Origin of the sequence: Thermocrispum municipale DSM 44069, from assembly GCF_000427825.1 — a bacterium.
Taxonomy (GTDB): Bacteria; Actinomycetota; Actinomycetes; order Mycobacteriales; family Pseudonocardiaceae; genus Thermocrispum; species Thermocrispum municipale.
The window spans coordinates 28,253-53,894 of sequence record NZ_ATYT01000013.1 but is presented as its reverse complement, the minus strand read 5'-3'; the positions used below and the strand labels follow the sequence as shown (position 1 = coordinate 53,894).

General features: G+C 69.9%; 22 protein-coding genes. 16 read left to right on the top strand and 6 right to left on the bottom strand.

Annotated elements, in window-relative coordinates; translation table 11 throughout:
* Positions 1-150: 150 nt before the first annotated feature.
* Positions 151-2,577 carry an FtsK/SpoIIIE family DNA translocase gene (locus YWM_RS0112535; protein WP_084612368.1) on the top strand — a complete coding sequence of 809 codons (2,427 nt, stop codon included), beginning with the start codon at positions 151-153 and terminating at the stop codon, positions 2,575-2,577.
* 136 nt (positions 2,578-2,713) lie between these two features.
* Here YWM_RS0112535 and YWM_RS0112530 read toward each other — a convergent pair whose 3' ends face one another.
* Complete coding sequence (locus tag YWM_RS0112530) at positions 2,714-3,247, bottom strand: amino-acid N-acetyltransferase (RefSeq protein ID WP_052344839.1); 534 nt, start codon at positions 3,245-3,247, stop codon at positions 2,714-2,716.
* 33 nt (positions 3,248-3,280) lie between these two features.
* Here YWM_RS0112530 and rimO point away from each other — a divergent pair, with 33 nt between their 5' ends.
* The 6 genes from rimO (at position 3,281) to pspM (ending at position 8,425) form a co-directional block, all read left to right on the top strand.
* Complete coding sequence (gene rimO / locus YWM_RS0112525) at positions 3,281-4,726, top strand: 30S ribosomal protein S12 methylthiotransferase RimO (RefSeq protein ID WP_028851020.1); 1,446 nt, start codon at positions 3,281-3,283, stop codon at positions 4,724-4,726.
* 109 nt (positions 4,727-4,835) lie between these two features.
* Complete coding sequence (gene pgsA, locus YWM_RS23435) at positions 4,836-5,402, top strand: CDP-diacylglycerol--glycerol-3-phosphate 3-phosphatidyltransferase (RefSeq protein WP_052344850.1); 567 nt, start codon at positions 4,836-4,838, stop codon at positions 5,400-5,402.
* 13 nt (positions 5,403-5,415) lie between these two features.
* On the top strand, positions 5,416-5,886 hold the full coding sequence (locus YWM_RS0112515) for a CinA family protein (protein ID WP_028851019.1): 471 nt from the start codon (positions 5,416-5,418) through the stop codon (positions 5,884-5,886).
* Between the two features lie 134 nt (positions 5,887-6,020).
* On the top strand, positions 6,021-6,386 hold the full coding sequence (locus YWM_RS0112510; RefSeq protein WP_028851018.1) for a helix-turn-helix domain-containing protein: 366 nt from the start codon (positions 6,021-6,023) through the stop codon (positions 6,384-6,386).
* 444 nt (positions 6,387-6,830) lie between these two features.
* A complete protein-coding gene (locus tag YWM_RS0112505; protein WP_028851017.1) occupies positions 6,831-7,697 on the top strand; it encodes a PspA/IM30 family protein in 867 nt (288 codons plus the stop codon).
* A gap of 17 nt (positions 7,698-7,714) precedes the next feature.
* The gene (pspM, locus tag YWM_RS23430; protein WP_156914760.1) at positions 7,715-8,425 is read left to right on the top strand and encodes a phage shock envelope stress response protein PspM; all 711 of its coding nucleotides are present in this window, start codon (positions 7,715-7,717) and stop codon (positions 8,423-8,425) included.
* A gap of 30 nt (positions 8,426-8,455) precedes the next feature.
* Here the strand turns inward: pspM and YWM_RS0112495 are convergent, their stop codons facing one another.
* Together YWM_RS0112495 and YWM_RS23425 are read right to left on the bottom strand one after the other, a co-directional pair.
* Positions 8,456-9,508, bottom strand: coding sequence for a quinone-dependent dihydroorotate dehydrogenase (locus YWM_RS0112495; protein ID WP_425426549.1), 1,053 nt, complete (start codon positions 9,506-9,508; stop codon positions 8,456-8,458).
* 1 nt (position 9,509) lies between these two features.
* Complete coding sequence (locus YWM_RS23425) at positions 9,510-10,445, bottom strand: ParA family protein (RefSeq protein ID WP_084612378.1); 936 nt, start codon at positions 10,443-10,445, stop codon at positions 9,510-9,512.
* A 60-nt stretch (positions 10,446-10,505) separates the two neighbouring features.
* Here YWM_RS23425 and YWM_RS0112485 point away from each other — a divergent pair, with 60 nt between their 5' ends.
* The 3 genes from YWM_RS0112485 to YWM_RS0112470 all read left to right on the top strand — a co-directional run bounded on the left by YWM_RS0112485 (position 10,506) and on the right by YWM_RS0112470 (position 13,112).
* The gene (locus YWM_RS0112485; RefSeq protein ID WP_028851015.1) at positions 10,506-11,249 is read left to right on the top strand and encodes a class I SAM-dependent methyltransferase; all 744 of its coding nucleotides are present in this window, start codon (positions 10,506-10,508) and stop codon (positions 11,247-11,249) included.
* Positions 11,239-12,558, top strand: a complete 1,320-nt coding sequence (gene dinB, locus YWM_RS23420) for a DNA polymerase IV (protein ID WP_084612367.1) — start codon at positions 11,239-11,241, stop codon at positions 12,556-12,558. Before YWM_RS0112485 ends, dinB begins: the two co-directional genes overlap by 11 nt.
* A gap of 149 nt (positions 12,559-12,707) precedes the next feature.
* On the top strand, positions 12,708-13,112 hold the full coding sequence (locus YWM_RS0112470; RefSeq protein WP_028851014.1) for a DUF3040 domain-containing protein: 405 nt from the start codon (positions 12,708-12,710) through the stop codon (positions 13,110-13,112).
* Between the two features lie 230 nt (positions 13,113-13,342).
* On the opposite strand, the gene YWM_RS0112465 is transcribed toward YWM_RS0112470, so the two are convergent.
* Genes YWM_RS0112465 through YWM_RS0112455 form a run of 3 tightly spaced genes read right to left on the bottom strand, consistent with a single transcriptional unit; the run spans position 13,343 to position 18,123 of the window.
* Complete coding sequence (locus YWM_RS0112465; RefSeq protein ID WP_028851013.1) at positions 13,343-15,892, bottom strand: transglutaminase TgpA family protein; 2,550 nt, start codon at positions 15,890-15,892, stop codon at positions 13,343-13,345.
* Complete coding sequence (locus YWM_RS0112460) at positions 15,889-17,151, bottom strand: DUF58 domain-containing protein (protein WP_028851012.1); 1,263 nt, start codon at positions 17,149-17,151, stop codon at positions 15,889-15,891. The genes YWM_RS0112465 and YWM_RS0112460 overlap by 4 nt, the downstream gene beginning before the upstream one ends.
* A gap of 9 nt (positions 17,152-17,160) precedes the next feature.
* Positions 17,161-18,123, bottom strand: coding sequence for an AAA family ATPase (locus YWM_RS0112455; protein ID WP_028851011.1), 963 nt, complete (start codon positions 18,121-18,123; stop codon positions 17,161-17,163).
* Between the two features lie 546 nt (positions 18,124-18,669).
* Here YWM_RS0112455 and mraZ point away from each other — a divergent pair.
* The 6 genes from mraZ (at position 18,670) to tesB (ending at position 25,544) form a co-directional block, all read left to right on the top strand.
* A complete protein-coding gene (gene mraZ, locus YWM_RS0112450; protein ID WP_028851010.1) occupies positions 18,670-19,101 on the top strand; it encodes a division/cell wall cluster transcriptional repressor MraZ in 432 nt (143 codons plus the stop codon).
* Positions 19,102-19,280: 179 nt separating this feature from the next.
* Positions 19,281-20,231 carry a 16S rRNA (cytosine(1402)-N(4))-methyltransferase RsmH gene (rsmH, locus tag YWM_RS0112445; RefSeq protein WP_028851009.1) on the top strand — a complete coding sequence of 317 codons (951 nt, stop codon included), beginning with the start codon at positions 19,281-19,283 and terminating at the stop codon, positions 20,229-20,231.
* Positions 20,228-21,037: a cell division protein FtsL gene (gene ftsL / locus YWM_RS23415; RefSeq protein ID WP_156914759.1), complete on the top strand. Its 810-nt coding sequence runs from the start codon at positions 20,228-20,230 to the stop codon at positions 21,035-21,037. Before rsmH ends, ftsL begins: the two co-directional genes overlap by 4 nt.
* Positions 21,034-22,959, top strand: coding sequence for a peptidoglycan D,D-transpeptidase FtsI family protein (locus tag YWM_RS0112435; protein ID WP_156914758.1), 1,926 nt, complete (start codon positions 21,034-21,036; stop codon positions 22,957-22,959). Before ftsL ends, YWM_RS0112435 begins: the two co-directional genes overlap by 4 nt.
* A 240-nt stretch (positions 22,960-23,199) precedes the next feature.
* Entirely contained in the window at positions 23,200-24,621 is a 1,422-nt protein-coding gene (pyk, locus tag YWM_RS0112430; protein ID WP_028851007.1) for a pyruvate kinase, read from the top strand.
* Between the two features lie 53 nt (positions 24,622-24,674).
* On the top strand, positions 24,675-25,544 hold the full coding sequence (tesB, locus tag YWM_RS23410) for an acyl-CoA thioesterase II (protein WP_043660897.1): 870 nt from the start codon (positions 24,675-24,677) through the stop codon (positions 25,542-25,544).
* Positions 25,545-25,642 lie beyond the last annotated feature (98 nt).

Sequence of the window (25,642 nt, the reverse complement as noted above, 5' to 3'; positions counted from 1 at the left end):
TCCCTGGCCGATGCCGACTCTGCGTATACCCACCATGGGCGCCAAGCATGGCATGGGCCGCGCGCCGGTTGAAGCGGAGTCCGCGAAAACTGTGGCCCGGTACGCGAGTGGCGCATGTGGCTGGAGTGATGATCGAGCTACCGTGGGGGTATGGGCACGGTGACCAAGGGCCGTAAGTCCGGCCGCAGCACGGCGACGCGTAAGCGGAGCTCTGCTCGCCGGCCAGCCGCGCGCTCCTCGTCGGCGCGCCGATCACCCGCCCGTAAACAGTCGTCCAGCGCGCTCGGCGCTCTGATCAGAGGCACCTGGACCGTGGTGGCGCGCACCGTCGGTGCGGCGGCGCGGGCGGTCGGCCGCAGTCGTGATCTGGAGCCGGAGCATCGCCGCGACGGACTCGCGCTCGGTCTCATCGCGATCGCGCTGGTCACCGCGGTGGGAGTGTGGGCCCGCGCGGCCGGCCCGGTCGGACTGTGGGTCGAGATCGGCTTCCGCACGGTGGTCGGCGCAGGCGCGGTGATCGTCCCGCTGGCGCTGATCGTCACCGGTATCGCGTTGATGCGCAGCGAACCGCGTCCGGAAACCCGCCCCCGGATGGTCATCGGCACGCTGATGACCACGCTGGCCGGGCTGGGTCTGCTGCACATCTTCAGCGCCCGCCCGCAGGACCTGGAGGGCGTGCAGTTCGCAGGCGGCTGGGTCGGCTGGTTCTCCGGTGACCTGCTGGCGCAGGGCGTCACGTCGTGGGTGGCCGTGCCACTGTTGATGCTGGCCGGTGCGTGGGGCCTGCTGGTGTTCACCGGCACGTCCGTCCGGCAGATCCCGGAGCGGCTGCGCAACTGGGGCCTGACCGAGGAAGAACTCGAGTTCGCCGAGCAGGAGCGGGCCGAACAGGAGGAGTTGCAGCGCGCCCGCGAGGAGGAGCTGGCCACCCGTCGTGACGTCCGGCTGCGCAAGCCCGCCCGGCGCAGGCAGGCCGCGCAGGCCGACGAGACGGAGCCGCAGGCGGCGCCGCAGACCGCGCCGGTCAGCCGGGTGCAGCCGAAGGAGCAGAAGCCGGCCAAGCAGGAGCCCGCGCTGTCGGTCATCCGCACGGTGGAGGGCGATTACCAGCTCCCGCCGCCGAAGTTGCTGACGTTGGGGGACCCGCCGAAGGCGCGCAGCAAGGCCAACGACGCGATGATCGAGGCGATCACCGGCGTGCTGGATCAGTTCTCGATCGACGCCCAGGTCACCGGTTTCACCCGCGGTCCGACGGTGACCCGCTACGAGGTCGAGCTCGGTCCCGGTGTGAAGGTCGAGAAGATCACCGCGCTGACCAAGAACATCGCCTACGCGGCGGCCACCGACAACGTGCGGCTGCTCGCGCCGATCCCCGGCAAGTCCGCGGTCGGTATCGAGGTGCCCAACTCCGACCGTGAGCTGGTGCGGCTGGGCGACGTGTTGCGGTCGCCGACCGCGGCCAAGGATCCGCACCCGATGGTGATGGGCCTCGGCAAGGACATCGAAGGCCACATGGTCACGGCGAACCTGACGAAGATGCCGCACCTGCTGGTCGCCGGTTCGACCGGTTCCGGTAAGTCCAGCTTCGTCAACTCGCTGCTGGTGTCGTTGCTGACCAGGGCGACGCCGGACGAGGTGCGGATGATCCTGATCGACCCGAAGATGGTCGAGCTGACCCCGTACGAGGGCATCCCGCACCTGATCACGCCGATCATCACCCAGCCGAAGAAGGCCGCTGCCGCGCTGGCCTGGCTGGTGGAGGAGATGGAGCAGCGCTACCAGGACATGCAGGCGTCCCGGGTGCGGCACATCGACGACTTCAACCGGAAGGTTCGCAAGGGCGAGATCACCGCGCCGCCGGGCAGCGAGCGGGAGTACCGCCCGTATCCGTACATCATGGCCATCGTCGACGAGCTGGCCGACTTGATGATGACCGCGCCGCGCGACGTGGAGGACGCGATCGTGCGGATCACCCAGAAGGCGCGGGCGGCCGGTATCCACCTGGTGCTGGCCACCCAGCGACCGTCGGTGGACGTGGTCACCGGCCTGATCAAGACGAACGTGCCGTCCCGGCTGGCGTTCGCCACGTCGTCGCTGACCGATTCACGCGTCATCCTGGATCAGCCGGGCGCCGAGAAGCTGATCGGGATGGGCGACGCACTGTACCTGCCGATGGGTGCGTCCAAGCCGATCCGGTTGCAGGGCGCCTACGTCGACGACGACGAGATCGCCGCGGTCGTCAACTTCACCAAGGAGCAGGCGGAGCCGAGCTACACCGAGGGTGTCACGCAGGCCAAGGCCGCCGAGAAGCGCGAGGTCGACTCCGACATCGGCGACGACCTGGACATCCTGTTGCAGGCGGCGGAGCTGGTCATCACGTCCCAGTTCGGCTCGACCTCGATGCTGCAGCGCAAGCTCCGGGTCGGCTTCGCCAAGGCGGGCCGGTTGATGGACCTGCTCGAGTCGCGCAACATCGTCGGGCCGTCGGAGGGGTCGAAGGCACGCGAGGTGCTGGTGAAGCCGGAGGACCTGGACGACGCGCTGGCGATGATCCGCGGCGACGCGCCCGAGGACTGACAGCCTGGTCGCCGGCACGCCCGACACCCCTGCACCGGTGGGCTGGACGTCGATCGCAGCCTGGTCGTGGCGGCCGTGCGCGAGTTCCGGCCGTCGACCACACCTCGGCGGGGAACGCGCGCAGCTCGCCGGCTTCCTACAGCTCGAGCAGCATCCGCGTGTTGCCCAACGTGTTGGGCTTGGCGTAAGGCAGGTCGAGGAACTCCGCGACGCCCGGGTCGGGGGAGCGGCGCATCTCCTCGTACACCTCGGGCGGCACCGGTGTCCCCTTGATCTCCCGGAACCCGTGCTTGCCGAAGAATTTCGTCTCGAACGTCAGCACGAAGATGCGTGGCAGGCCGAGCTCCTTGGCGGTCTTGATCAACTCGGTGACCAGCGCGTCCCCGATGCCGCGCCGCCGCGCCGAGCGGTCGACCGCGACCGAGCGGATCTCCGCCAGGTCCTCCCACAGCACGTGCAGCGCGCCACAGCCGAGCAGTCGCCCGTCGGAGGCCTGCTCGGCGACGTGGAACTCCTGGACGTCCTCGTACAGGGTCACCAGCTCGCGCTCCAGCAGCACGCGTCCGGCGTACGAATCGATCAAGGCCTTGATCTGGGGAACGTCGGCGATGCGGGCCTTGCGGATGACGACGACTTCCGATTGCGGCTTCGCTGGTGAGGAATCCTGCACGCGCTCAATCTAGCGCCAGCTACCCTGAAGCCTGTGTCGAATCCCACCACACCAGCCGACAATGCCGCCGGCCGCCGCGTCACGCTCGTGACCCTGGGCTGTGCGCGTAACGAGGTCGACTCCGAAGAGCTGGCCGGACGGCTGCGCGCCGAAGGCTGGGAACTGTCCGACGACGCCGACGAGGCCGACGTGGTGGTGGTGAACACCTGCGGTTTCGTGGAGTCGGCGAAAAAGGACTCGGTGGACACGCTGCTGGCCGCCGCGGACACCGGCAAGAAGGTCGTGGCGGTCGGCTGCATGGCCGAGCGGTACGGCGCCGAGCTGGCCGAGAGCATGCCGGAGGCGGACGCCGTCCTCGGTTTCGACCACTACCCGCAACTCGGCGAGCGGCTCGACGACGTGCTGAACGGCCGCAAGATCGCCGCGCACACGCCGTCGGATCGACGCCAGCTGCTGCCGCTGTCGCCGGTGGCGCGCCAGCAGGCCAGCTCGTCGGTGACGGTTCCCGGGCACGGCTGGCTGCCGAGCGCGCGCCAGCGACTGAGCTCGTCGCCGACCGCGGCGCTGAAGATCGCCTCGGGGTGCGACCGGCGCTGCTCGTTCTGCGCCATCCCGTCGTTCCGCGGGTCGTTCGTCTCCCGGCATCCCGACGAGCTGGTCACCGAGGCCACCTGGCTGGCCGAGCAGGGCGTCAAGGAGCTGTACCTGGTCAGCGAGAACTCCACCTCCTACGGCAAGGACCTCGGGCGGGGTGCGGGCCGCGCGCTGGAGGAACTGTTGCCGAGGTTGGCGGAGGTCGACGGGATCCGGCGGGTGCGGGTGTCGTACTTGCAGCCCGCGGAGACCCGGCCGGACCTGGTGAAGGTGATCGCGTCCACCGCGGGCGTGGTGCCGTACTTCGACCTGTCGTTCCAGCACGCGAGCGCTTCCGTCCTGCGACGCATGCGCCGGTTCGGCTCGACCGAGACGTTTCTGTCGCTGATCGAGCAGGTGCGCGCCTACGAACCGGAGGCGGGCATCCGCACCAACGTCATCGTCGGATTCCCCGGTGAGACCGAGGACGACATCGGCGAGCTCGAGCGCTTCCTGACCGAGGCCCGGCTGGACGTGGTCGGTGTGTTCGGCTACTCCGACGAGGACGGCACGGAGGCCGAGCAGTTCGACGGCAAGCTCGAGCAGCAGGTGATCGAGGAGCGTGTACAGCGCATCCTGGACCTGGTCGAGCACCTGACCGCGCAGCGGGCCGAGGAGCGGGTCGGCCGCACGGTCGAGGTGCTGGTCGATCGCGTGGAGGACGGCGTGCCGGTCGGCCGGGCCGCGCACCAAGGGCCGGATGACGGCGAGTGCCTGCTGCACGGCGGGCCGGAGCTGGCGGAGATCCGACCGGGCGCCATGGTGTTGGGTGAAGTGGTCGAGTCCGAGGGGGTCGACCTGAAGGTCCGGCTCATCGGGCCGCAAGCACCGGCCGAGAGGTCGTGAACGACGGGTGAGCAAGGCTGGCGAGGTTCCGGACGCCGAACGGCCGCAGCCGGAGACCGGTACCCCCGCGACGGCGTCCGCGCCGTCGTCGGATGCCGTCACGGTGCCGATGCTGAACGTGGCGAATCTGCTGACCATCTTCCGGATGGTCATGGTGCCGGTGTTCCTGGTCGCGCTGTTCGCGGGGAGCGAGCCGGACGGCGACTACCACCTGGGCTGGCGGTTGGTCGCCACCGTGCTGTTCGCCGTGGCGTCGCTGACCGATCAGATCGACGGCTGGGTGGCCCGCAAGTACGGCCTGATCACCGACTTCGGCAAGATCGCCGATCCGATCGCGGACAAGGCGCTGACCGGCTCGGCGCTGGTCGGGCTGAGCATCCTGGGCGAGCTGCCGTGGTGGGTCACGCTGACCATCGCCGCGCGGGAACTGGGCGTGACGCTGCTGCGGTTCTGGGTCATCCGTTACGGCGTCATCCCGGCCAGCCGGGGCGGTAAGTGGAAGACCATGACCCAGATCGTGGCCATCGTGGTCTACCTGCTGCCGCTGCCGGACGCCGTGGACCCGGTGCGGTGGGTGCTGATGGGGCTTGCCGTGCTGCTCACCGTCGCCACCGGCATCGACTACGTGGTCCGGGCGTTGCGGTTGCGCGTGGTCGGCCAGAAGGTCGGCAAGTAGGGGGAGCGGTCCGGTGAACGAGCTGGCGGCCGTGGTCATCGAGCGCCTTCGTGCCCGGGGTGAGACGGTGGCCACCGCGGAATCACTCACCGGCGGTGGACTCTGTGCGGAGTTGACCTCGGTTCCCGGGGCGAGTGACGTGGTGCGCGGCGGGCTGATCGTCTACACCGACGAGCTCAAGATCCGGCTTGCCGACGTTCCGCGTGAGCTGCTGGAACGCGTCGGTGCCGTGGATGGCGACGTCGCGAAGTGTCTTGCTGCCGGGGCGCGCACGAAATGCCAGGCGGACTGGGGCATCGGGCTCACCGGTGTGGCGGGGCCGGGGCCGGCCGACGGTATCCCGGCAGGGACGGTCTACGTGGGTCTCGCCGGACCGGACAGCACCTCGGCGCGGCGCCTGCAGCTGTCCGGCGACCGGTCCGCTGTGCGGCAAGCCACGATCGAGCATGCATTGCGGCTACTCGGGGAACATCTTTCCCAGTGAACGCGTTGTCATCAACGACTGGTGACGTTCGCCCTTGGCGGAAGTTCGCTCGATGTTGTGCGGCCCGATGATCCCTGTGGGTACGGTGGAACCACCGCAGGGGGGATTCGGACCGAGCGGAGAGGAGGCTCGCGATGGCCGTGCTGTTGCGCGAGGCGATCGGTGACCGGCTACGTCATGCCCGCACGAACCAGCGGCGCACGCTGCGGGAAGTCTCGCGGTCTGCTCGGGTCAGCCTGGGCTACCTCTCCGAGGTCGAACGCGGACAGAAGGAAGCCTCCAGCGAGCTGCTCGCCGCGATCTGCGAAGCGCTTGAGTTGCCGTTGTCCGAGTTGCTGCACAAAGTGGCAGGCGACGTGGCCGCGATGGACGCCATGGAGCTCGAGTCGAGCGAGGCGTCCGGGCAGTCCGACGCCAAGGGCGAGATCGTCAACTCCAGCGGCAACATGCCGCTGCGCACCACGATCAGCTCGCCCGGCGTGCGCGTGTTCGCTGCCTGAGCTGCCTGGAGCAGGAACGGGATGCGGTCCGGGTGACCGTTGACTCGGCGCGGGTGCCGATCCGGCAACCGTCGAGTTGGGGCGTCCGGAGACCGTGTGATGATCGCTGCCCGGTGGGCGGCACACCGCCGGAGTAATCGTTGCGGTGGTGCGTCCGAAGAATGCGTAAGACGACGCGCGCGTGCGCGGGTAGCGTGGAATAACACCATGTCTGTGCGGCTGCGAGCATGCGGAGGATCACCGGACGCCGGGTCCGGACGGACCCCTCCGGGGCATCCCTGAATTTCCGCGGGTCGCCTGGTCGGTGCAGTCGGAACCTGACACGATGGAGGCGAACCCGAGGGGAGAACGTTCATCGCTACAGGTCGCGGCGGCCGATGAGGCGATCGGCGTGGGACTCGGGCAGCACAGACCAACTGGGAAGCGAGAAGGCAGGCAGAGACGATGGCCAAGCCCAACCCGTTCGTGAAGTTCTGGAAGTACCTGATGGCGGCGTTCTCGAGCAAGATCGACGAGCACGCCGACCCGAAGGTACAGATCCAGCAGGCCATCGAGGAGGCGCAGCGCAACCACCAGGCTCTGTCGCAACAGGCCGCCTCGGTGATCGGCAATCAGCGCCAGCTGGAGATGAAGCTGAACCGGCAGCTCGGTGAGGTGGAGAAGCTGCAGGCGTCGGCGCGTCAGGCGCTCGTGCTGGCCGAGGAGGCGCGGGCGAAGGGCGACGAGAAGAAGGCCGCCGAGTTCGAGGTGGCCGCGGAAGGCTTCGCCGCGCAGCTGGTCACCGCCGAGCAGAGTGTCGAGGACCTCAAGACGCTGCACGACCAGGCGCTGCAGGCCGCCGAGCAGGCCAAGCAGGCGGTGGAGCGCAACTCGCACATGCTGCAGGCCAAGCTGGCCGAGCGCACCAAGCTGCTCTCGCAGCTGGAGCAGGCGAAGATGCAGGAGCAGGTGGCCGCGTCACTGACCCAGATGACCGAGCTGGCCGCACCGAAGAACACCCCGTCGCTGGACGAGGTGCGGGACAAGATCGAGAAGCGGTACGCCACCGCGATCGGCTCCGCGGAGCTGGCGCAGAACTCGGTGCAGGGCCGCATGCTCGAGGTGCAGCACTCCACCACGCAGCTGGCGGGCCACTCGCGGCTGGAGCAGATCCGCGCTTCGTTGAAGGGCGAGTCGGTGGCGCAGGTGACCGACGGCTCGGAGAAGGCTGCCGCGCAGCCGAGCGCGGGCGAGGCCGAGAAGGCTGCGCCGAGCGCGGAGATCCAGGCCGAGATCGCCAAGCGCGTGCAGGCTGAGCAGAACAAGGCGTGAGAAGGCCGGTGGCGCTCGTGCGGCGTCCTGACCTGCGGGCGATCGCCGCTGAGGCGGCCCGGCAGTGGCTGGACTTCACCGATCCCGCGGCTCGTCATCAGCGACGCAAGGAGCGGGCGAGCCGCGGGCTGTTCATCTGGACCGTGCTGGCGTTGCTCAGCGCGGTCGCCGTGGGGTTCGGCAACTGGGTGTTCCTGACCGGCCTGGTGGTCACCGGTGCGTTGGCCGTGCGGTCCGGGGTCAAGCTGCGCAGGCTCAACGAGATGGCCCCGCCGCCGCCGCGCCGGCTGTTGCCCTCGAAGTTCTCGTCCGCTCGCGAGCCGCTGCAACGGCTCGCGCGAGCGGAGACGACGCTGCACGACCTTCTGCAGCAGTTGTCTGCCCAGGGCGCAGGGGTGACCGTCGACGAGGTGTCCGTGGCCGAGGCGAGACAGACGGCTGCGCAGGCCGCGGCCGCGTTGCACCAGCTCGGTGAGCGGATCGTGGCGGTCGAGCGAGCCCGCGATGCCGCGCCACCGGCAGAGCGCCAGGAACTGGACACGGCTGTCCGCCAGCTGCGCGCTCAGCTGGACGAGGGTATCGAGTCCTATCGCGGATTGATCGCCGCGGCGGGCAAAGCCGTGGCGGCCAGGGACAGCGGCGTGAGCGGCGCGCAAGCCGCGCTGACGGACGCGACCGATCGGCTCGCCGGCATGGCGTCGGCGTTGCGCGAGCTCAACGGCTCGTAGGGCACGGTCAGCCTGCGACGGAACTCGGGCTCACCCGTGCGCCAGCGCGCGTGCCATGTGTCGCACCAGCGACGGCCCGGAGTAGATGAACGCCGTGTAGAGCTGGACGAGGGAGGCTCCCGCGTCGATCATGCGCAGGGCGTCGTCCGGCGTGCTGATCCCGCCGACACCGATGATCGGCACGGTCCCGCCGGTCTGCTTGGCGATGAACCGCACCACCTCCAGCGAGCGCGCGGTCAACGGCCTGCCGGACAGGCCGCCGCTCTGCCTGCCGAGGTGCTGCTCGTCCGGGTGCAAGCCTTCCCGGGAGAGCGTCGTGTTGGTCGCGATCAGACCGGCCACCTGGTGCTCGTCGGCGACCTCCAGCAGCTCGGCCAGCGCCTCGTCGGTGAGATCGGGCGCCACCTTGACCAACAGCGGCGTCTTCGGGCGATCCCCGGCCAGCTCGGCCGACAGGCTTTGCAAGGCGCCGAGAAGCTCGCTCAGCGCGGATCGGTCCTGCAAGCGTCGGAGCCCCGGCGTGTTGGGTGAGCTGACGTTGATCGCGAAGTAGTCCGCGTACGGATACAGCGCACGGAGGGAATGCTGGTAGTCGGAGACCGCGTCGTCCAGCTCGGTGATCTTGGACTTGCCGATGCTCACGCCGAGCGGGACCGGCAGATCTCCGGTGGCGGCCAGCCGCTGCGCGAGTGCGTCGGCTCCGGCGTTGTTGAAGCCCATCCGGTTCAGCACCGCCCGGCTGCGCGGCAGGGAGAACAGCCGCGGGCGCGGATTGCCCGGCTGCGCGTGCCTGGTCACGGTGCCGACCTCGACGAAGCCGAAACCCAGCGCGGGCCACATCGGCAGCGCCAGGCCGTCCTTGTCCATGCCCGCCGCGAGCCCTACCCGGTTCGCAAACCGCACGCCGAAGACCGTCACCGGCGACCGCACGGCGAACGCCCGGCTCACCGCCGCCACCACGCGAGGGTGCCTGCCTGCGCGCTGCAGCACGGCCATCGTGCGCTCGTGCACCAACTCGGGGTCGCTACGGCCGGCGCGATACAGCGCCGGGCGGATCAGGCGCTCGAACAGCACGCCCGGCATGTCAGCGCCTGACCGGCTGCGGCTCGTCCGGGCGGCGCGGCTTGTTCGCCCTCGGGGGCTGCGCCTGCGTCGCCGCGCCCGAGCCGTTGGCTGCTTGGTCCGGCCCGTTCGTCGCCTCGGCCTCGTCGGCCTCCGGCGGATCCAGATGATGCCTGCCGCGGCGCGACGAACGCAGCATCCGGGCCAGCACCAGGTTGAACGCCAGCGCGATCTCGCGGCCGCCAGGGGTCGACCACTCGTGGATCGGCGTGCACGATCCCGCCGCCTGCTGCACGGCCAGCCGGTCCGGCAGGGCCACCGGCATGACCAGCGGCCCGAAGCTCTCCCGCAGCTCGGCGATCCGGTACATGTGTTCGTGCGAGCGGCTGCGGAACTTGTTCACCACCACGCCGAGCGGCCGCAGGCCGGGGTTGTGTTCCTTGCGGGTGCGCTCGATGGCGGCGAACGCGCGCTGGGCGCCGGAGACGGCATACAGCGTCGGCTCGGTCACCAGCAGGGCACCGGTCGCCGCCAGCAGCGCGGACCGGGTCAGCCTGCCGAGCGACGGTGGGCAGTCCAGCAGGATCAGGTCGTAGCGCGGCCCGGTGTTCGGGTCGGCGTACCACGCGATGGCTCGCGCCAGGTTGGGCAGCGTGCCCTCGTCCGGCCCTTCGTTGAGCTCTTCCAGGTCGTGGTTCCCGGTCAGCACGTGCACCGACTCGTCCCACGCCGAGCGGGACACCGCTTGGCTGAGGATCGGTGGGCGGGGTGTGGTGAGCACCTCGGCCAGGCCGAACTGGGCCGGCTGAGGGTCGAGCGTGGCGGTGGCGTTGCCTTGCGGATCGAGATCGATCACCAAGGTCTTGATGCCACGGCGGAGGGCGGCGGACGCGAGACCGAGAGCAACGGTCGTCTTGCCGACGCCGCCCTTCAGGCTCAGCACGGCGACAGTTTGCACGGCCACGAGACTAACCGCCCAGTCGAGCGAAGCAACCCCCGACCGGCCTAGGCTGCACGCATGCGGTTGGAGAGCGCGAGCGGTTTGCGCGGGGCGGACGTGGTTCACCGGGTGCTGGACGCCGAGCTGACGGCCGCTCGGCAACGAGGCAGGCAACAGCCCACCGTCGTCGACGTCGGCGGAGGTAGCGGCGGTTGGGCGGTGCCGTTGGCGAAGGCGGGCTGCGCCGTCACGGTGGTGGAGCCGAACCCGAATGCGGTGGCCACGTTGCACCGGCGCGCCGAGGACGAGGGTGTCTCGTCCCGCATCACGGTGATCACCGAGGACGTCGAGACGTTGACCACGGTGATCGCGGAGGGTTCGGCCGACCTGGTGCTGGCGCACGGACTGCTCGAGGTCGTCGACGACCCGGAGTCGGCGCTGACGGCACTGGCCGCGGTCACCTCCGCCGACGGCGCCGTCTCGGTCCTGGTGGCCAACCGGTACGCCGCGGTGCTCAGCCGGGCACTGGCCGGACGGTTGGACGAGGCTCGCGAGCTGTTGACCGCGCCGGAGGGTGTCGTCCCCGCCGGCGAACCGGGCGGTGAGCTGTTGCGTCGGTTCGACGTCGAGAGCGTGACGGCGCTGGTCGAAGGTGCCGGGCTGGGCATCGAGGTGCTGCAGGGCGACGGCGTGGTGTCGGACGCGGTGGCGGACGCCGGCGAGGGCGAGTTGACCGCGTTCGAGCTGGTCGCCGCCGAGCGATCCCCGCTGCGGGAGATCGCCGCGCGATTGCACGTGCTAGCACGGAAGCATGGGGCGTAACACCGATCTGCCCGCGGACCGTCGCCGGTTCCGGGTGGCGGCCGACACCGACCCGGCCGACTGGCCCGATGACACCGGCTGCGGCGTGCTGCACATCGACATGGACGCGTTCTTCGCGGCCGTCGAGCTGCGCACACGGCCGGAACTGGTCCATCGTCCCGTGGTCGTCGCCGGCAGCGGTGCGCGCGCTGTCGTGCTCTCCGCCAACTACCCGGCGCGGAAGTTCGGAGTGCGGTCCGCCATGCCGGTGGCGCAGGCCCGCCGGTTGTGCCCGCACGCGGTCTACCTCCCGCCGACGCGTGGCCTCTACTCGGAGGTCTCCCGCGCGGTCATGGCGCTGTTCCACGAGTTCACGCCGCTCGTTCAGCAGCTCAGCGTCGACGAGGCCTTTCTCGACGTCAGTGGCGCGCTGCGGCGGCTGCGGACCACGCCGGCGCGGATCGGTGCGGAGATCCGTGCCCGGGTCGCCGCCGACCACGGCATCACGTGCTCGGTCGGCGTCGCGCCGGTGAAGTTCGTGGCCAAGCTCGCCTCGGGCATGGCCAAACCCGACGGCATGGTCGTGGTGCCGGTCGACGAAGTGGTCTCGTTCCTGCGCCCGCTGCCGGTCACCGCGCTGTGGGGAGTGGGGGAGAAGACTGCCAGGGCTCTCGAGCGTACCGGATTCCGGACCGTCGCCGACATCGCCGACGCCCCGATCACCCGGCTCAAGCGCGCGGTCGGGGTGGCCATGGGCGAGCATCTGCACGAGCTGGCGAACGGCCGTGATCCGCGCCCGGTCGAGGTCGAGACCCCGGACAAATCCCTGGGGGCCGAGCACACCTTCGACGTCGACCAGGACGACGTCTCGGTCCTCACTCGCGAACTGCTCCGGCTGTCCGAGCGGGTGGCGGCGACCCTACGGGGGAAACGCGTCAAAGGGCGCACGGTGTCGATCAAGCTTCGCTTCGCCGACTTCACCACGATCACCAGGGCGCGCACGCTGCCGACACCGACCGATGTCGCGCGCGAGATCCACGCGGCGGCCGCCGACCTGCTGCGGGAGAATCTCCGGCCGTCCGCCCCGGTCCGGCTGGTGGGCGTTCGGGTGGAGGGATTGACCGAATCAGCCATGCCGGAGCAGCTCCGGCTGGCCGATGACGGAGTGCGGTGGCGCGACGTGGAAGTGGCCGCCGACGCGGCCAGGAATCGGTTCGGCGCGCAGGCCGTGCGGCCGGCGTCTCTGCTGTCCGAGCGGCCCGCGTCACCAGCGCGATCAACGCGGAAAACCGGTGATGGCGGGCCCGGCGGTGACGAGGGCAGAACGTGACGGAGAAGATGTGCACAGAAGTGGAGGATCGGGTAGTCCTGGAGTGTTCGTGCTCGTATCCTGGAGTCAGGAGACCGGAGACGCCGGGGCGATGATGGTGTGGAACAGGTCGAGCGCTGAGCCGCCGACATGCTGCGAGAGGAGGACGGATGCCACTCTCCGAGCATGAGCAGCGGCTGCTGGATGAGATCGAGCAGGCTCTGTACGCGGAGGACCCGAAGTTCGCGTCCAGCGTGCGGGGCAAGCGGCTGGGCAGGCCTTCGCGTGCGCGCAAGTTGCAGGGTGCCCTGCTGTTCGTGGTCGGCATGGCGCTGCTGCCGCTTGGTGTGATGATGCCGGTACGGCTGGCGGAGATCCCGATCGTCAGCGTGCTCGGCTTCCTGATGATGTTCTTCGGTGCGCTGCTCGTCGTGATGGCGTTCCGCGGTGACGGCGAGGGCGAACCGGCCGGAGGCAAGGCAGGCAAGGGCTCACCCAAGCAGGCCAAGCGCAGCGGCTTCGCGCAGCGTATGGAAGAGCGCTTCCGGCAGCGGTTCGAGGAAGACGGTCGCTGAACGCAGCGCGGAAGCCGACCCGATGACGGGTCCCCTTCTGCTGTGATCGTGTCGCTAGCTGACGGCTCGGCGCAGCCCTGGCCCCAGCGCACCACACAGCGTCCGATCTCCGTCTTTGATCACGCAATGCCCGGACGGTAGCGCTTGCTCATGCGGCCCGTAGCGCTTGCTCGCGCAGCGTCCCGGCCCCAACGCGTTCGACTCGCGGCGCCGGCCCGGGCGCTGGAGGCTCAGCGTCTGATCACCGAGCCCGGCAGCAGCCTGGCCTTCAGCGGCAGCGGAGCCGCGCGGTGAATCGCCTCGCGCAGACCCTCGAACGCGGCCACGAACTCCGCGTCCACCTCGCCCTGCGGGCTGTACCACGACCGCTCCAGCGCGCTGACCACCGTGCGCAGATGCCCGCGCCCCTCGGCGTCGAGGTTGAACTGGGTGGCCAGCCTCCGCGCGGTCTCGCGAACCGTCTCCGCCTCGCTGACCGGGTGTCCGCGGTCGGCGCACTCGTCCAGCAGCTCGCGCCAGGCGGCCTGCGGCGCTCGTGCGCGGTCCACCGTCAGATCGTGCAGCCTGTGGTTACGGCTCACCGCCCTGCGCAGCAACGGCACGCTGGCGACGCCTGCGATCAGCATCAGCAGCAGGGCGAGCCACCACGACACGATCCAGCCCAGCAATCCGAGCGACAGCAGCCATCCGCCTGCGGCAGCCAACGGCAACCATCGGTTGACCGCGGACAATCGCTGTTCCGACTCGCCCAGCTGCCGGTGGGTGAACTGGCGGCGTAGCTCGGCCGTGCGCCGCGCCACCAGCACACCGAACACGGTGGCCGCCGCGGCGAGCAACACGACGAACAGCGTCGACCAGCGCGCCCAGCTCGGGGCCTGTGCCAGGCTCTGCTCCTGGGCCCGCACGTCGTTCTCCTGGTCGGGCTGGAGGTCCTCCGGTGCCTGGGTGGACGGCGGAGCCGACGTCGGTTCTTCGGACTCGGGGGTGCTGGTGTCCGAGCTGTCACCACTGGTCGACGTCTGCTGCTGCAGGTACTCGGGGGTGACACCACGTCCACCGGACAACGGCGTGGGGTCGAAGACCACCCAGCCGAACTTCTTGCCCAGATAGACCTCGACCCACGCGTGCGCGTCGCGCGTGGTGATGGAGCGATAGGAGCCCTGCTTGGTGCCCGGGGTGAAGCCGACCGCGACACGGGCCGGAATGCCCTCGCTGCGCACCATGACCGCCATCGCCGAAGCGAACTGCGCGCAGAAGCCGCGCTTGCCGACCAGCAGGAAGTGGGTCAGCGCATCGGTGCCGGTGGCATCATCGGTCTCCACGTCGTAGGTGAACTCACCGGACTCGATGAAGTAGCTCCAGATCGCTCGCGCCTTGTCGAACGGCCGCCACTTGCCGGACACCAGCTTCTTGGTCAGCGACTTCACCCGCGGATCCAGCTCGGGCAGCTCGGTGTAGATCGGGGCCACCTCGTCCGGCGCCAGCGGGGCATCCCGCAACTCTTCGGCGGTCGGCTGATGCAGCGAGGTGAACAGCTGGTACGGCTTGGGCCGTTGGGCGCGCTCGCTGTAGATCGCTCCGCTGATGTCGTCGTAGATCCACTGATCGCCGATGCCGGTGAGCCTGCGCGGATGCCCGATGATCGGCAGCCACACGTCACGCCAGTTCACCGGGTTGATGCGCAGCGTGCGGACGGTCTTGCCGACGTCACCCGGAGCGCGGGGGAGCGGCTCGTTGGCCGGGACCCCGTGCGGCATCTCGCCGTCGTGCAGTTTCCAGCCGAGGTTCGGCTCGTAGGTGTCCAGGGTGAACGCGCGCAGCAGGCGTTCGTCGTCGCCGAGCCCCTCGACGCGGAACACCTCGGTGGTGCCCTGATCGGTGAGCAGGCCCTGCAGCTCGGTCAGCGGCTTGAGCCCGAGACCACCCGTGTACGAGGTGGACGGCCCGTTCTTCATGAACGGCAGCTGGCCGACCGTCCCGATGCCGGTGAACGCCGCACCGGCGAAGAGCCCGAGCGCCAGCGCGGCCGCGACCACCGCGGCAGGCAACGACGACGTCGTGGGAGACCGCTGTTGGGTGGTGCCGCGACCACGCCACTGCTGATGCCGGTGATTGCCTTCCACCGCGATCAGCACGGCGAACGCGGCGGCCCCCAGCGTGAACGACCACCACGGGAGCATCTCGTCGGCCAGCGAGGCCGGGACGGCGTACAGACACAGCAGCACCAGACCGGCGGCGGCCGGCGCGGCCAGCGAGACGGCCAGGGCGTCGACCACCACGGCGACCAGCCCGATGCCGATGGTGACCAGGCAGAGCAGGCCCACCTTCGCCTCGACCGGGGGAACACTGACCCGGATTTGTTCGCCCGCTTCGCTGAGTATCCGATTCAGTTCGGCGAATGCGTCGCCACCAGGGATGATGCCCAGATGGCCCGAGCTGGTGTACAGCCCGGTGATGAGCATCAGCAGCACCACGAGCTGGCCGATCGCGACGACGAGCGACGGCGCGCGCAGCGAGCGCAAGGCCAGACCGGTGCAGCCGACGAGGAGCACCGCCACCAGCACGTGCCCGAACCATTCCGCGCCGCGAATGACCCCGGTCAACGCGGTGGCGGCGCACAGCGTGGCGGCACCGGCCGCGGCGGGCGCGATGATCGAGCCGGTCCACGCGGCGTGCCCCGGCAGACCGTGGACCGGTTCCCGGGACGGCGGACGGCTGCCCCGCGGCGGTGGCGGCGGGGGAGCGGGCGGCCTGGTCGGCGGCGGCGCGTAGGTGGTCATGACTGTCCCGCTCCTGCCGGCTTACGCATGCTGGCCCGGCACAGCCGGGTCCACACCTGCTGCAGCGACGACGCCGGGTCGGCCACCACGACACCCCACCCGGCGGCCTCCAACAGGCGAGCGGACTCGCGGGCGGCCCCGGAGCGTTCGGCCGACGCGGTGACGCCGGTCGACCACGCCGCGGTGTCCAGCAGCACCGCGAGGCTGCGAACACCGCGCGGACGGTACTGACTCAGCTCGTGGATGGCCTGGTTGCTGACGCTGCCGAGCACCGCGACGAGTTCCTGGCCGACGGCAGGGTCGCCGCCCAGCGTGATGTCGCGCTGATGCGCGGGCTGCAGCACGGCCAGCGCGTCCAGGGCGACATCGTCGTAGGCCGCGCCGCTGTCCGGAGGAATGTCGGCGAGCATGTGCCCGTGCTCGGTCACCAGACGGACACGGTGGCCGGCCCGTCGCAGGTGCAGGCACACGCTGGCGGCGAACGACACCGCCCACTCGATGCTGGCGGCTCGGCCCGTGCCGTGGTGGGCGGCCGCCCGGTGATCGATCAGGACCGTGGTTCCGCCGTGCCCCGGCTGCTGTTCCAGGCGCACCATCAGCTCGTCGCGCCGGGCCGTCGAGGGCCAGTGCACCATGCGCAGGTCGTCGCCCTGGCGGTACTGCCGCACGATGGCGTCCGGGTCGCCCGGGCCGGTGCCGCGGCGGGCCGCACCCTCGTCGCCCGCGCCCACCCCGGAGCCGGCCAGCATGCCGGAGAGCCGCTCGGTGCGCGGGACGACCATCAGTCGCGACGGCTTGATCAGTTCGCGCTCGAACTCGCAGATGCCGAACGGATCGGTGACCTTGGCGCGCAGCGGGCCGATCTGCTGCACGCCGCGCAGCGTCGGCCGCAACGGATAATGCAGCGGGATGCGGTGGTCGTGCGGCAACCGCTCGACGATGAAGCGGGGGCGGGTGCCCAGTGAGTACGACACCCTGTCCTCCAGCAGCACCTCACCGGCCGGGAGAACGCCGGTCCGCCACAGCTCGAGCTGCACGTCGACCTGGTCGCCCGCGGCCACCCGCGGTGGATGGAGAACGCGGGTCGCGCCGATCCGCACCCGTGACGCCGACAGGAACACCACCACGAGCAACGGCAACGCGATGACGAACACCGCGACACGCAGCAGGTCGCGCTCGTTGAGCACCCAGGAGCACAATGCGGCCGCGATCCCGGCGGCCAGCAGACATCTGCCCCGGGTCGTCAGGCCGGACAACATGGCGGCCTCCTAGCGCTGTGCCGCGCGCGGCACCGGCACGCGCTGCAGCACCGAACGCACGATGTCCGCTGCGGAACGGCGCGCCGCATGCGCTTCCGTGGTCAGCACCAGCCGGTGCGTCAACACGGGGATGGCGACCGCGTGCACGTCGTCCGGAATGACGTACTCGCGCCCGGACAGGGCGGCCTGCGCACGGGCGGCGCGGATCAGCTGCAACGTGGCCCGCGGCGAAGCCCCCAGCCGCACCTCGTTCAACGTCCGCGTCGCGGTCACCAGGTCGACCGAGTACTTGCGCAACTCCTGGGAGATGTGCACCGACCGCACGCGCTCGATCAGCCGCCGCACCGTCTCGGCGTTGGAGACCGGTTGCAGTTCGGCGAGCGGGTCGTGCCCGGAGTGCTCGTCGACCATCGCCAGCTCGGCGGCCGGATCGGGGTAGCCGATCGACACTCGCGCGGTGAACCGGTCCCGCTGCGCCTCCGGCAGCGCGTACGTGCCTTCCATCTCGATCGGGTTCTGGGTGGCGATCACCATGAACGGCCGATCGAGCTGGTACGTGGTGCGGTCGACGGTGACCTGCCGCTCCTCCATGCACTCCAGCAGCGCCGACTGTGTCTTGGGCGAAGCGCGGTTGATCTCGTCACCCACCACGATGTTGGCGAAGACCGGGCCGGGCCGGAACTCGAACCCGCCGTTCTGCCGGTTGTAGATCGACACCCCGGTGACGTCGCTCGGCAACAGATCCGGGGTGAACTGAATGCGGCTGACCGAGCAGTCGATGCTGCGTGCGAGCGCTTTGGCCAACGACGTCTTGCCGACCCCGGGGACATCCTCGACCAGCAGGTGCCCCTCGGCGAGCAGTGTCACCAGCGCGACTCGCACGACCTCCGGCTTGCCGACCAGCACCCGCTCGATGTTCGTCGCGATCGCCGACACGGTGGCGTGCAGCTCGGACAGATCTGCCGCCCCCACCGGCTCCGACGGCGCGGGACGCGCACCGTTCGCGGAAAGGTCCGCGTCCTTCGTCGGATAGGACAGGTCTTGTCCGCCGACCGCCGACGTGTGGTGGATCCTGGACGTCACTCGGCCTCCCGGATTGCAGGTTTTTCCACGATAGCGCGTGAGTGTGCACCACACGGTGCGTGCGGCGGTCGCCGATCACATGTTCTCAGCAAGGGTGTCAAAGTTCTGTGCGCCGTTGCGTATCGAGCCGATATCCCCACTTCGCCCCACCGCGGAGCCGCGTCAGGTGCCGAAAGTCCGCCGGATCGTTCCACGAGACGCCGGTCGAGCGTGACCCAGGTGGGGGAGATCGGCCGGCGCCGACGGCCTCCCCCACTGCTCCCCACTCGCGCCCCCCTGCGCTGACCTGCAAAGACGGCGTGAGGTCGCCCGGTTTCTCGGCGCGAACCGCGTTGACTGTGGTGAAAAGTGGGGTACGGTGGTGACAAGTGGGGCGAAAGGGAGCTCCGTGGTCGGGTTCGTGTGGAGGCGGGCCCTGTCCGGGAGGTGGGAGCCGTGTTTCTGGGCACCCACACGCCCAAGCTCGACGACAAGGGGCGGCTGACGCTGCCCGCGAAGTTCCGGGATGCGCTGGCGGGAGGACTCATGGTGACGAAGGGGCAAGACCACTGCCTCTACGTCTTCCCGCGTGCCGAGTTCGAGCAGCTGGCGCGGAAGGTGGCGGAAGCGCCGTTCACCAACGAGGCGGTGCGGGCCTACCAGCGCTATCTGTTCGCCGGAACCGATGAGCAACGTCCGGACGGTCAGGGCCGCATCGCGATCGCGCCGGAGTTGCGCCGCTACGCCGGGCTGAAGAAGGAGTGCGTGGTGATCGGCGCGATCACCAGGTTGGAGATCTGGGACGCCGAGGCGTGGCAGGGCTACCTGGAAGAACACGAGGACAGCTACGCGAAGGCGCAAGAGGAGGTCTTGCCCGGGATCTTCTGAGGACGTGCCGTGCGGGCGGCCGCGCGGCACACGTGAGCGAAAGGCAGGAACGGGATGTGGTCAGGCCTCTGTCCGCACGTGCCCTGGTGCACCTTCCCCGGCATCAGGTCGCGGGCAGCGGGCGGAGACCTGACCGCATCCCGTCTCGGTAAGTGACGCGGTAAGGAAGGGGGCGCGGGATGCACGAACCGGTGATGCTCGACCGGGTTCTCGCCCTGTTCGCCCCCGCACTCGGCGACCGGGACGCCGTGCTGGTCGACGCCACGCTCGGGCTAGGCGGGCACGCCGACGCGTTGTTGTCCGAGCACCCGTCGCTGCGGTTGATCGGACTGGACCGCGACCCCGAGGCGCTCGATCGCTCACGTGACCGGCTCGCCAGGCACGGCAGCCGGGTGCACCTGGTGCACGCCGTCTACGACCGGATGCCGGAAGTGCTCGCCGACCTGGGGTTGGCGAAGGTCGACGGGGTGCTGTTCGACCTGGGTGTGTCGTCGATGCAGCTGGACATGCGGGAGCGGGGGTTCGCCTACTCCACCGACGCTCCGTTGGACATGCGGATGGATCCGACGGCAGGCATCACCGCGGCGGACGTCCTCAACACGTATCCGGTCGCCGAGCTCACTCGTGTGCTGCGCGAGTACGGCGAGGAGCGCTTCGCGCACCGTATCGCCCGCGCGGTGGTGGCCGAGCGGGAGCGCGAGCCGTTCCGGACCAGTGAACGCCTGGTCAAGCTGGTCTACGAAGCAGTGCCTGCGGCGACCCGCCGGACCGGTGGGCATCCGGCGAAGCGCACGTTCCAGGCGTTGCGCATCGAGGTGAACGGCGAGCTCGAGGCACTGCGCAGGGCGCTGCCCGCGGCGTTGGACGCGCTGGCCGTCGGGGGCCGGATCGTCGTGGAGTCCTACCACTCGCTGGAGGACCGGATGGTCAAGCGCGCGCTGGCGGCGCGGGCGCGATCGCGCACACCGGAGGGGCTGCCGGTGGAACTGGCCGGGCACGGGCCCGAACTACGCCTGCTGACCCGCGGAGCGGAGCAGGCATCGGAGGAGGAGGCACGGCGCAACCCGCGGGCCAAACCCGTGAAGTTGCGCGCGGCCGAGCGGATAGCGAACGGGGGGAACGCGGCATGACGATGGTGACGACCGGAACGAAGAGCCGGAGCAGGAAGAGCACGCGCACGTCGCGTCGGACCGCGACCCGGACGCGGGAGATCCCGGCTCGGCTCAATCGGCGTGGCCGTACCACTGCCGCGCAGAAGGCCTACGCCCGCCGGGCCCAGCGCACGGCGGCGGTCGAGCATGCCGGTGGGCAGGCGCCCGCGGGCCTGCTGGCTCCGGTGCGGCTGCGACTGCCCAAGTCGCGGGCCTCGTTCGTGCTGTTGATGATGTCGCTGCTGGCCACCGGCGTGGTGCTCACGTTGTGGCTGACCACGCAGGCGATCGCCGACTCCTACCGGCTGGACCGGGTCAGGGCGGAAACGGCCGCGCTGACCGAGAAGGCCGAGCGGCTGCAGCGTGAGGTGTCGCGGGAACAGACGGTGGCCGCGCTGGACCGCAAGGCACGTCAGCTCGGCATGGTGCCCTCCGGCGACCCGGCGCGGATCCTGGTCACGCCGATGGGCAAGAAGAAGCTGATCGGGGAGCCGCAGCCGGCCAAGCCCGCGACGCCGCCGCCGTCGCGGTCGCAGTCGACCAGCGGCGGGGAGCGCAACAGCGACCAGGGCCGAGCATCGTCCGACGAACGGGACAGTTCGTCTCGGCAGAGCTCGAGCGGGTCTCGGCAGGACTCGCGTGACAGCGAGTCGAGCTCGAGCGCGCAGCGGGGCGACTCCGCGCGCGAGGAGTCCACGAACACTCGGCGTAGCCAATCCGACGATCGTGACGAGGACAGCTCGCGCTCCAGCCGTCGGGCGTCCAGCCAATCGGCAGGAGGATGATCGTGGCGGGCAAGCGACCGGCACCGAGCCGACGGGGTGGATCGTCCCGGCGTAAGAAGCGTGCCAAGGCCAGCTTGCGGACGCGCGCCGGCAACGCACTGCGGAACTTGCCCGGCAACCGCTACGGCACAGCCTGTGTCGTTCTCGTGTTGATCCTGGTGGTCGCCGGGTTGAAGTTGATCTACGTCCAGGCGTTTCAGGCCGAGGCGTTGTCGGCGCGCGCCGAGCGGCAGCGAGCCACGGTCATCGACATCCCGGCGCAGCGCGGCTCGATCGTCGACCGCAACGGCACCGAGCTGGCGTTCAGCGTGAAGACGTACACGCTGCAGGTGAACCTGCGGCAGATGCGCAAGACGTGGGCGCAGGTCGCCAAGCAGACGAAGAACGAGCAGAACTTCCAGACCCGGGTGGCCGAGATCGCCGAGTACATGGCGGCGATGCTGCCCGACAAGACCACGGAAGCGGACCTGCTGAAGCGGTTCAACAAGCCCGCGCCGTTCACGTTCCTGGTGGACAACGTGGAGCCGTCGGTGGCCGAGCAGATCACGTCGCGCTACCCGGAGATCGCCGCCGAGGAGCGCGCGCTGCGGGAGTACCCGGGCGGCACGCTGGCGTCCAACGTGGTCGGGTACGCCAACTGGCGCATGGACGATCCCGACGTCGCCAAGCACAACTTGCACGGGCTGATCGGGCTGGAGAGCGCGCGGGACAACGACCTGGCGGGCAAGCCGGGCCGCAGGTTGGTCGACACCGGAGAGGGCGACAACGTCGTCATCCCCGGCACCGAGCGGGACATCCAACCCGCCGTGCCGGGTTCGGATCTCGAGCTCACGTTGGACAGTGATCTGCAGTACGACCTGCAGCGCCGGCTGAGCGAATACGTCAAGGAGACCAACGCCAAGGGTGGCTCGGCGGTGATCCTGGACGCCAAGACCGGCGAGGTCTACGCGCTGGCCAACGACAAGACGTTCGACCCGAACAACCTCTCCGAGGCGTCCGAGGCCGAGTTGAACAACCGTGCGGTGACCACGCCGTACGAGCCCGGTTCGGTGAACAAGGTGATCACCGCGGCGGCGGCGATCGAGCACGGCATCACCACGCCGAAGTCGGTGCACCAGGTGCCGGGCCAGATCCAGATCGCCGACCGCACGGTGCGGGACGCCTGGCCGCACGGCACGCAGGGTTTCACCACCACCGGCATCTTCGCCAAGTCGTCCAACGTGGGCACGCTGATGCTGGCGCAGAAGGTGGGGGAGGAGCGCTGGCTGGACATCGCCAAGAAATTCGGGCTGGGTCAGCGCACCGGCATCGGGTTGCCCGGGGAGAGCCCGGGCCGCGTGCCGCCGCGCAATCAGTGGTCCGGCTCCACGTTCGGCAACCTGCCGATCGGTCAAGGCTTGTCGATGACGGTGGTGCAGATGGCCGGGATGTATCAGGCCATCGCCAACGGCGGGGTGCGGGTCGAGCCGCGCATCGTGCGCGCGACGGTCAAGCCGGACGGCACACGGGTGCCCGAACCTGCGCCGGGCAAGACGCGCGTGGTGAGCAAGCGGACCGCGGACACCGTGCTGCGGATGCTGCGGGCGACGACCCAGGAGGGCGAGGGCCAGAACAGCGGCACCGCGCCCACGGCCGCGCTGGCCGGTTACCAGATCTCCGGCAAGACCGGGACCGCGCAGCAGATCAACCCGGCGACCGGCGCGTACTCGCAGTCGAAGTACAACATCACGTTCGCCGGGATCCTGCCCGCGGACAACCCCCGCTTCGTGGTCGGCATCATGCTCGACGCGCCGGACACCACCCTGCCGCAGGGTCACTCGGCGGCTCCGCTGTTCCACGACATCGCGTCGTATCTGGCGCAGAAGTACGAGATCCCGTTGAGCAAGCGAAAGGCGCCGGTCGTGCCGCTGGTGGTGGACTGATCGGGCGAGTCCGCGACGCAGTCACGGCGCCGACGGGCGCTCGATGCGCGGAGGGTGTGCCCGGCTGAGCGTGCGTCACCGTGTGCCGCGGCCGGTCGCCGCGACCCAACCACAGTTCGCCGCGCTGTGCGACCTGGAGGCGAACCGCCCGGGCCGTACGGGTATCGACTCGGTTACTTCCGGACAGTACTCATCGGTATCGGTTCAGTAGGGCGCGCGCTCCGGCTAGGCTGACTGGCTGTGAGTCGACGCGCGAAGATCGTTTGCACCATGGGCCCGGCGACCGCGAACCCGGAGAAGGTGCGCGACCTTCTCGCCGCGGGCATGAACGTGGCGAGGTTGAACTTCAGCCACGGGACGCACTCCGACCACAAGCAGACCTACGACATGATCAGGGCGGCCGCGGCCAAGTCCGGTCAACCCGTCGGCATCCTGGCCGATCTGCAGGGGCCGAAGATCCGGCTCGGCACGTTCGCCGCGGGGCCGGTGCAGTGGCGTAAGTCCGACGTCGTCCGCATCACCGTGGAGGACGTCTCGGGCACCCACGACCGGGTCTCCACCACGTACAAGGGCCTGGCCGACGACGCCAAGCCCGGGGACCGGCTGCTGGTCGACGACGGCAAGGTCGCGCTCGTGGTGCGCGAGGTCGAGGGCCCGGACGTGATCTGTGAGGTGACCGAGGGCGGCGAGGTCAGCAACAACAAGGGCGTCTCGCTGCCGAACATGGACGTGTCGGTGCCCGCGCTGTCCGAGAAGGACATCGAGGACCTCGAGTTCGCCATGCGGCTGGGGGTCGACTTCATCGCGCTGTCGTTCGTGCGCTCGCCCGCGGACATCGACCTGGTGCATCAGGTGATGGACCGCACCGGGTTGGACCGTGTCCCGGTGATCGCGAAGCTGGAGAAGCCCGAGGCGGTGGCCAACCTCGAGGCGATCGTGCTGGCGTTCGACGGGATCATGGTGGCGCGCGGTGACCTGGGTGTGGAGCTGCCGCTGGAACAGGTGCCGCTGGTGCAGAAGCGGGCCATCCAGATCGCCAGGGAGAACGCCAAGCCGGTCATCGTGGCCACCCAGATGCTCGACTCGATGATCAGCAACTCCCGGCCGACCAGGGCCGAGGCGTCCGACGTGGCCAATGCGGTGCTGGACGGTGCCGACGCGGTGATGCTGTCGGGGGAGACCTCGGTCGGGCGCTACCCGGTCGAAGCGGTGCAGACGATGAGCCGCATCGTCACCGCGGTGGAGTCGGAGTCGACCGCGGTGCCGCCGCTCAGCCACGTGCCGCGCACCAAGCGAGGTGTCATCTCCTACGCGGCCCGCGACATCGGCGAGCGGCTCAACGCGAAGGCGCTGGTCGCGTTCACTCAGTCCGGGGACACCGTCCGCCGTCTCGCTCGCCTGCACACCCGGTTGCCGCTGCTGGCGTTCACGCCGTTGGAGAGCGTGCGGAGCCAGCTGGCGCTGACGTGGGGTACCACGGCGCATCTGGTGCCGGCGGTGGATTCGACCGACGCCATGGTGCGTCAGGTGGACAGCGCGATGCTGCAGATGGACCGCTATCAGCCCGGCGACCTGGTCGTCGTGGTCGCCGGTTCTCCGCCGGGCACGGTGGGCTCGACCAACCTGATCCGCGTGCACCGGCTCGGCGAGGAAGACCTCTGACACCCGCCGGTCGACAGCGGCCGACGACGGGTGCGGCGGGATAAGGTTTCCCAATGGCCGAGCAAGCGCGCACGGTGCTGGACGAGCTGATTCACCTGCTCGACCTGGAGCGCATCGACGACAACATCTTCCGTGGCTTCTCCCCGGACCACGAGCAAAGTGTCCGGGTGTTCGGCGGTCAGGTCGCCGGGCAGGCGTTGGTCGCGGCGGGCCGCACGGTGCCTCCGGACCGGTACGTGCACTCGTTACATGCGTATTTCATCCGGCCGGGCGATACGAAGGTGCCGATCGTCTACGAGGTCGACCGCATCCGTGACGGGCGGTCGTTCACCACCCGCCGGGTGATCGCCATCCAGCACGGCAAGGCGATCTTCGCGCTGTCGGCGTCGTTCCAGATCGCCGAGGACGGCATCGAGCACACCGGGGTGGAGCTGCCGGACGTTCCGGAGCCGGAGTCGCTGCCGACGCTGCCCGAGCGGATGGCCGACTACAGCGAGGAGCTGGGCGGATTCGCCCGCCGCAGGCCGATCGACCTGCGGTACGTCAACGATCCGCCGTGGGTCACCCGAGGCAGCGACGAGCGCAACCACCGCAACCAGGTGTGGATGCGCGCCGACGGCGAGCTGCCGGACGACCCGCTGCTGCACGTGTGCGTGCTGACGTATGCCTCGGACATGACACTGCTGGATTCGGTGCTGGCGCGGCACGGGGTCTTCTGGGGGATGGACAAGGTGCTCGGCGCCAGCCTGGATCACGCGCTGTGGTTCCACCGGCCGTTCCGTGCCGACGAGTGGTTCCTTTACGACACCGAGTCGCCGACCGCGTCCGGCGCGCGCGGGCTGGCCACCGGTCGCTTCTTCACCCGCGACGGGCGGTTGATCGCGACCGTGGTGCAAGAGGGTTTGCTGCGCGTCGTGCGCTGATCTGCGAGCTCGATCGGGCCCCGGGTGGAGTCCGGGGCCGGTCGGGGGCGACCCCGGACTCGCCGGGTACCTGGTCGACGGCAGGGGAGCTGGGGGAG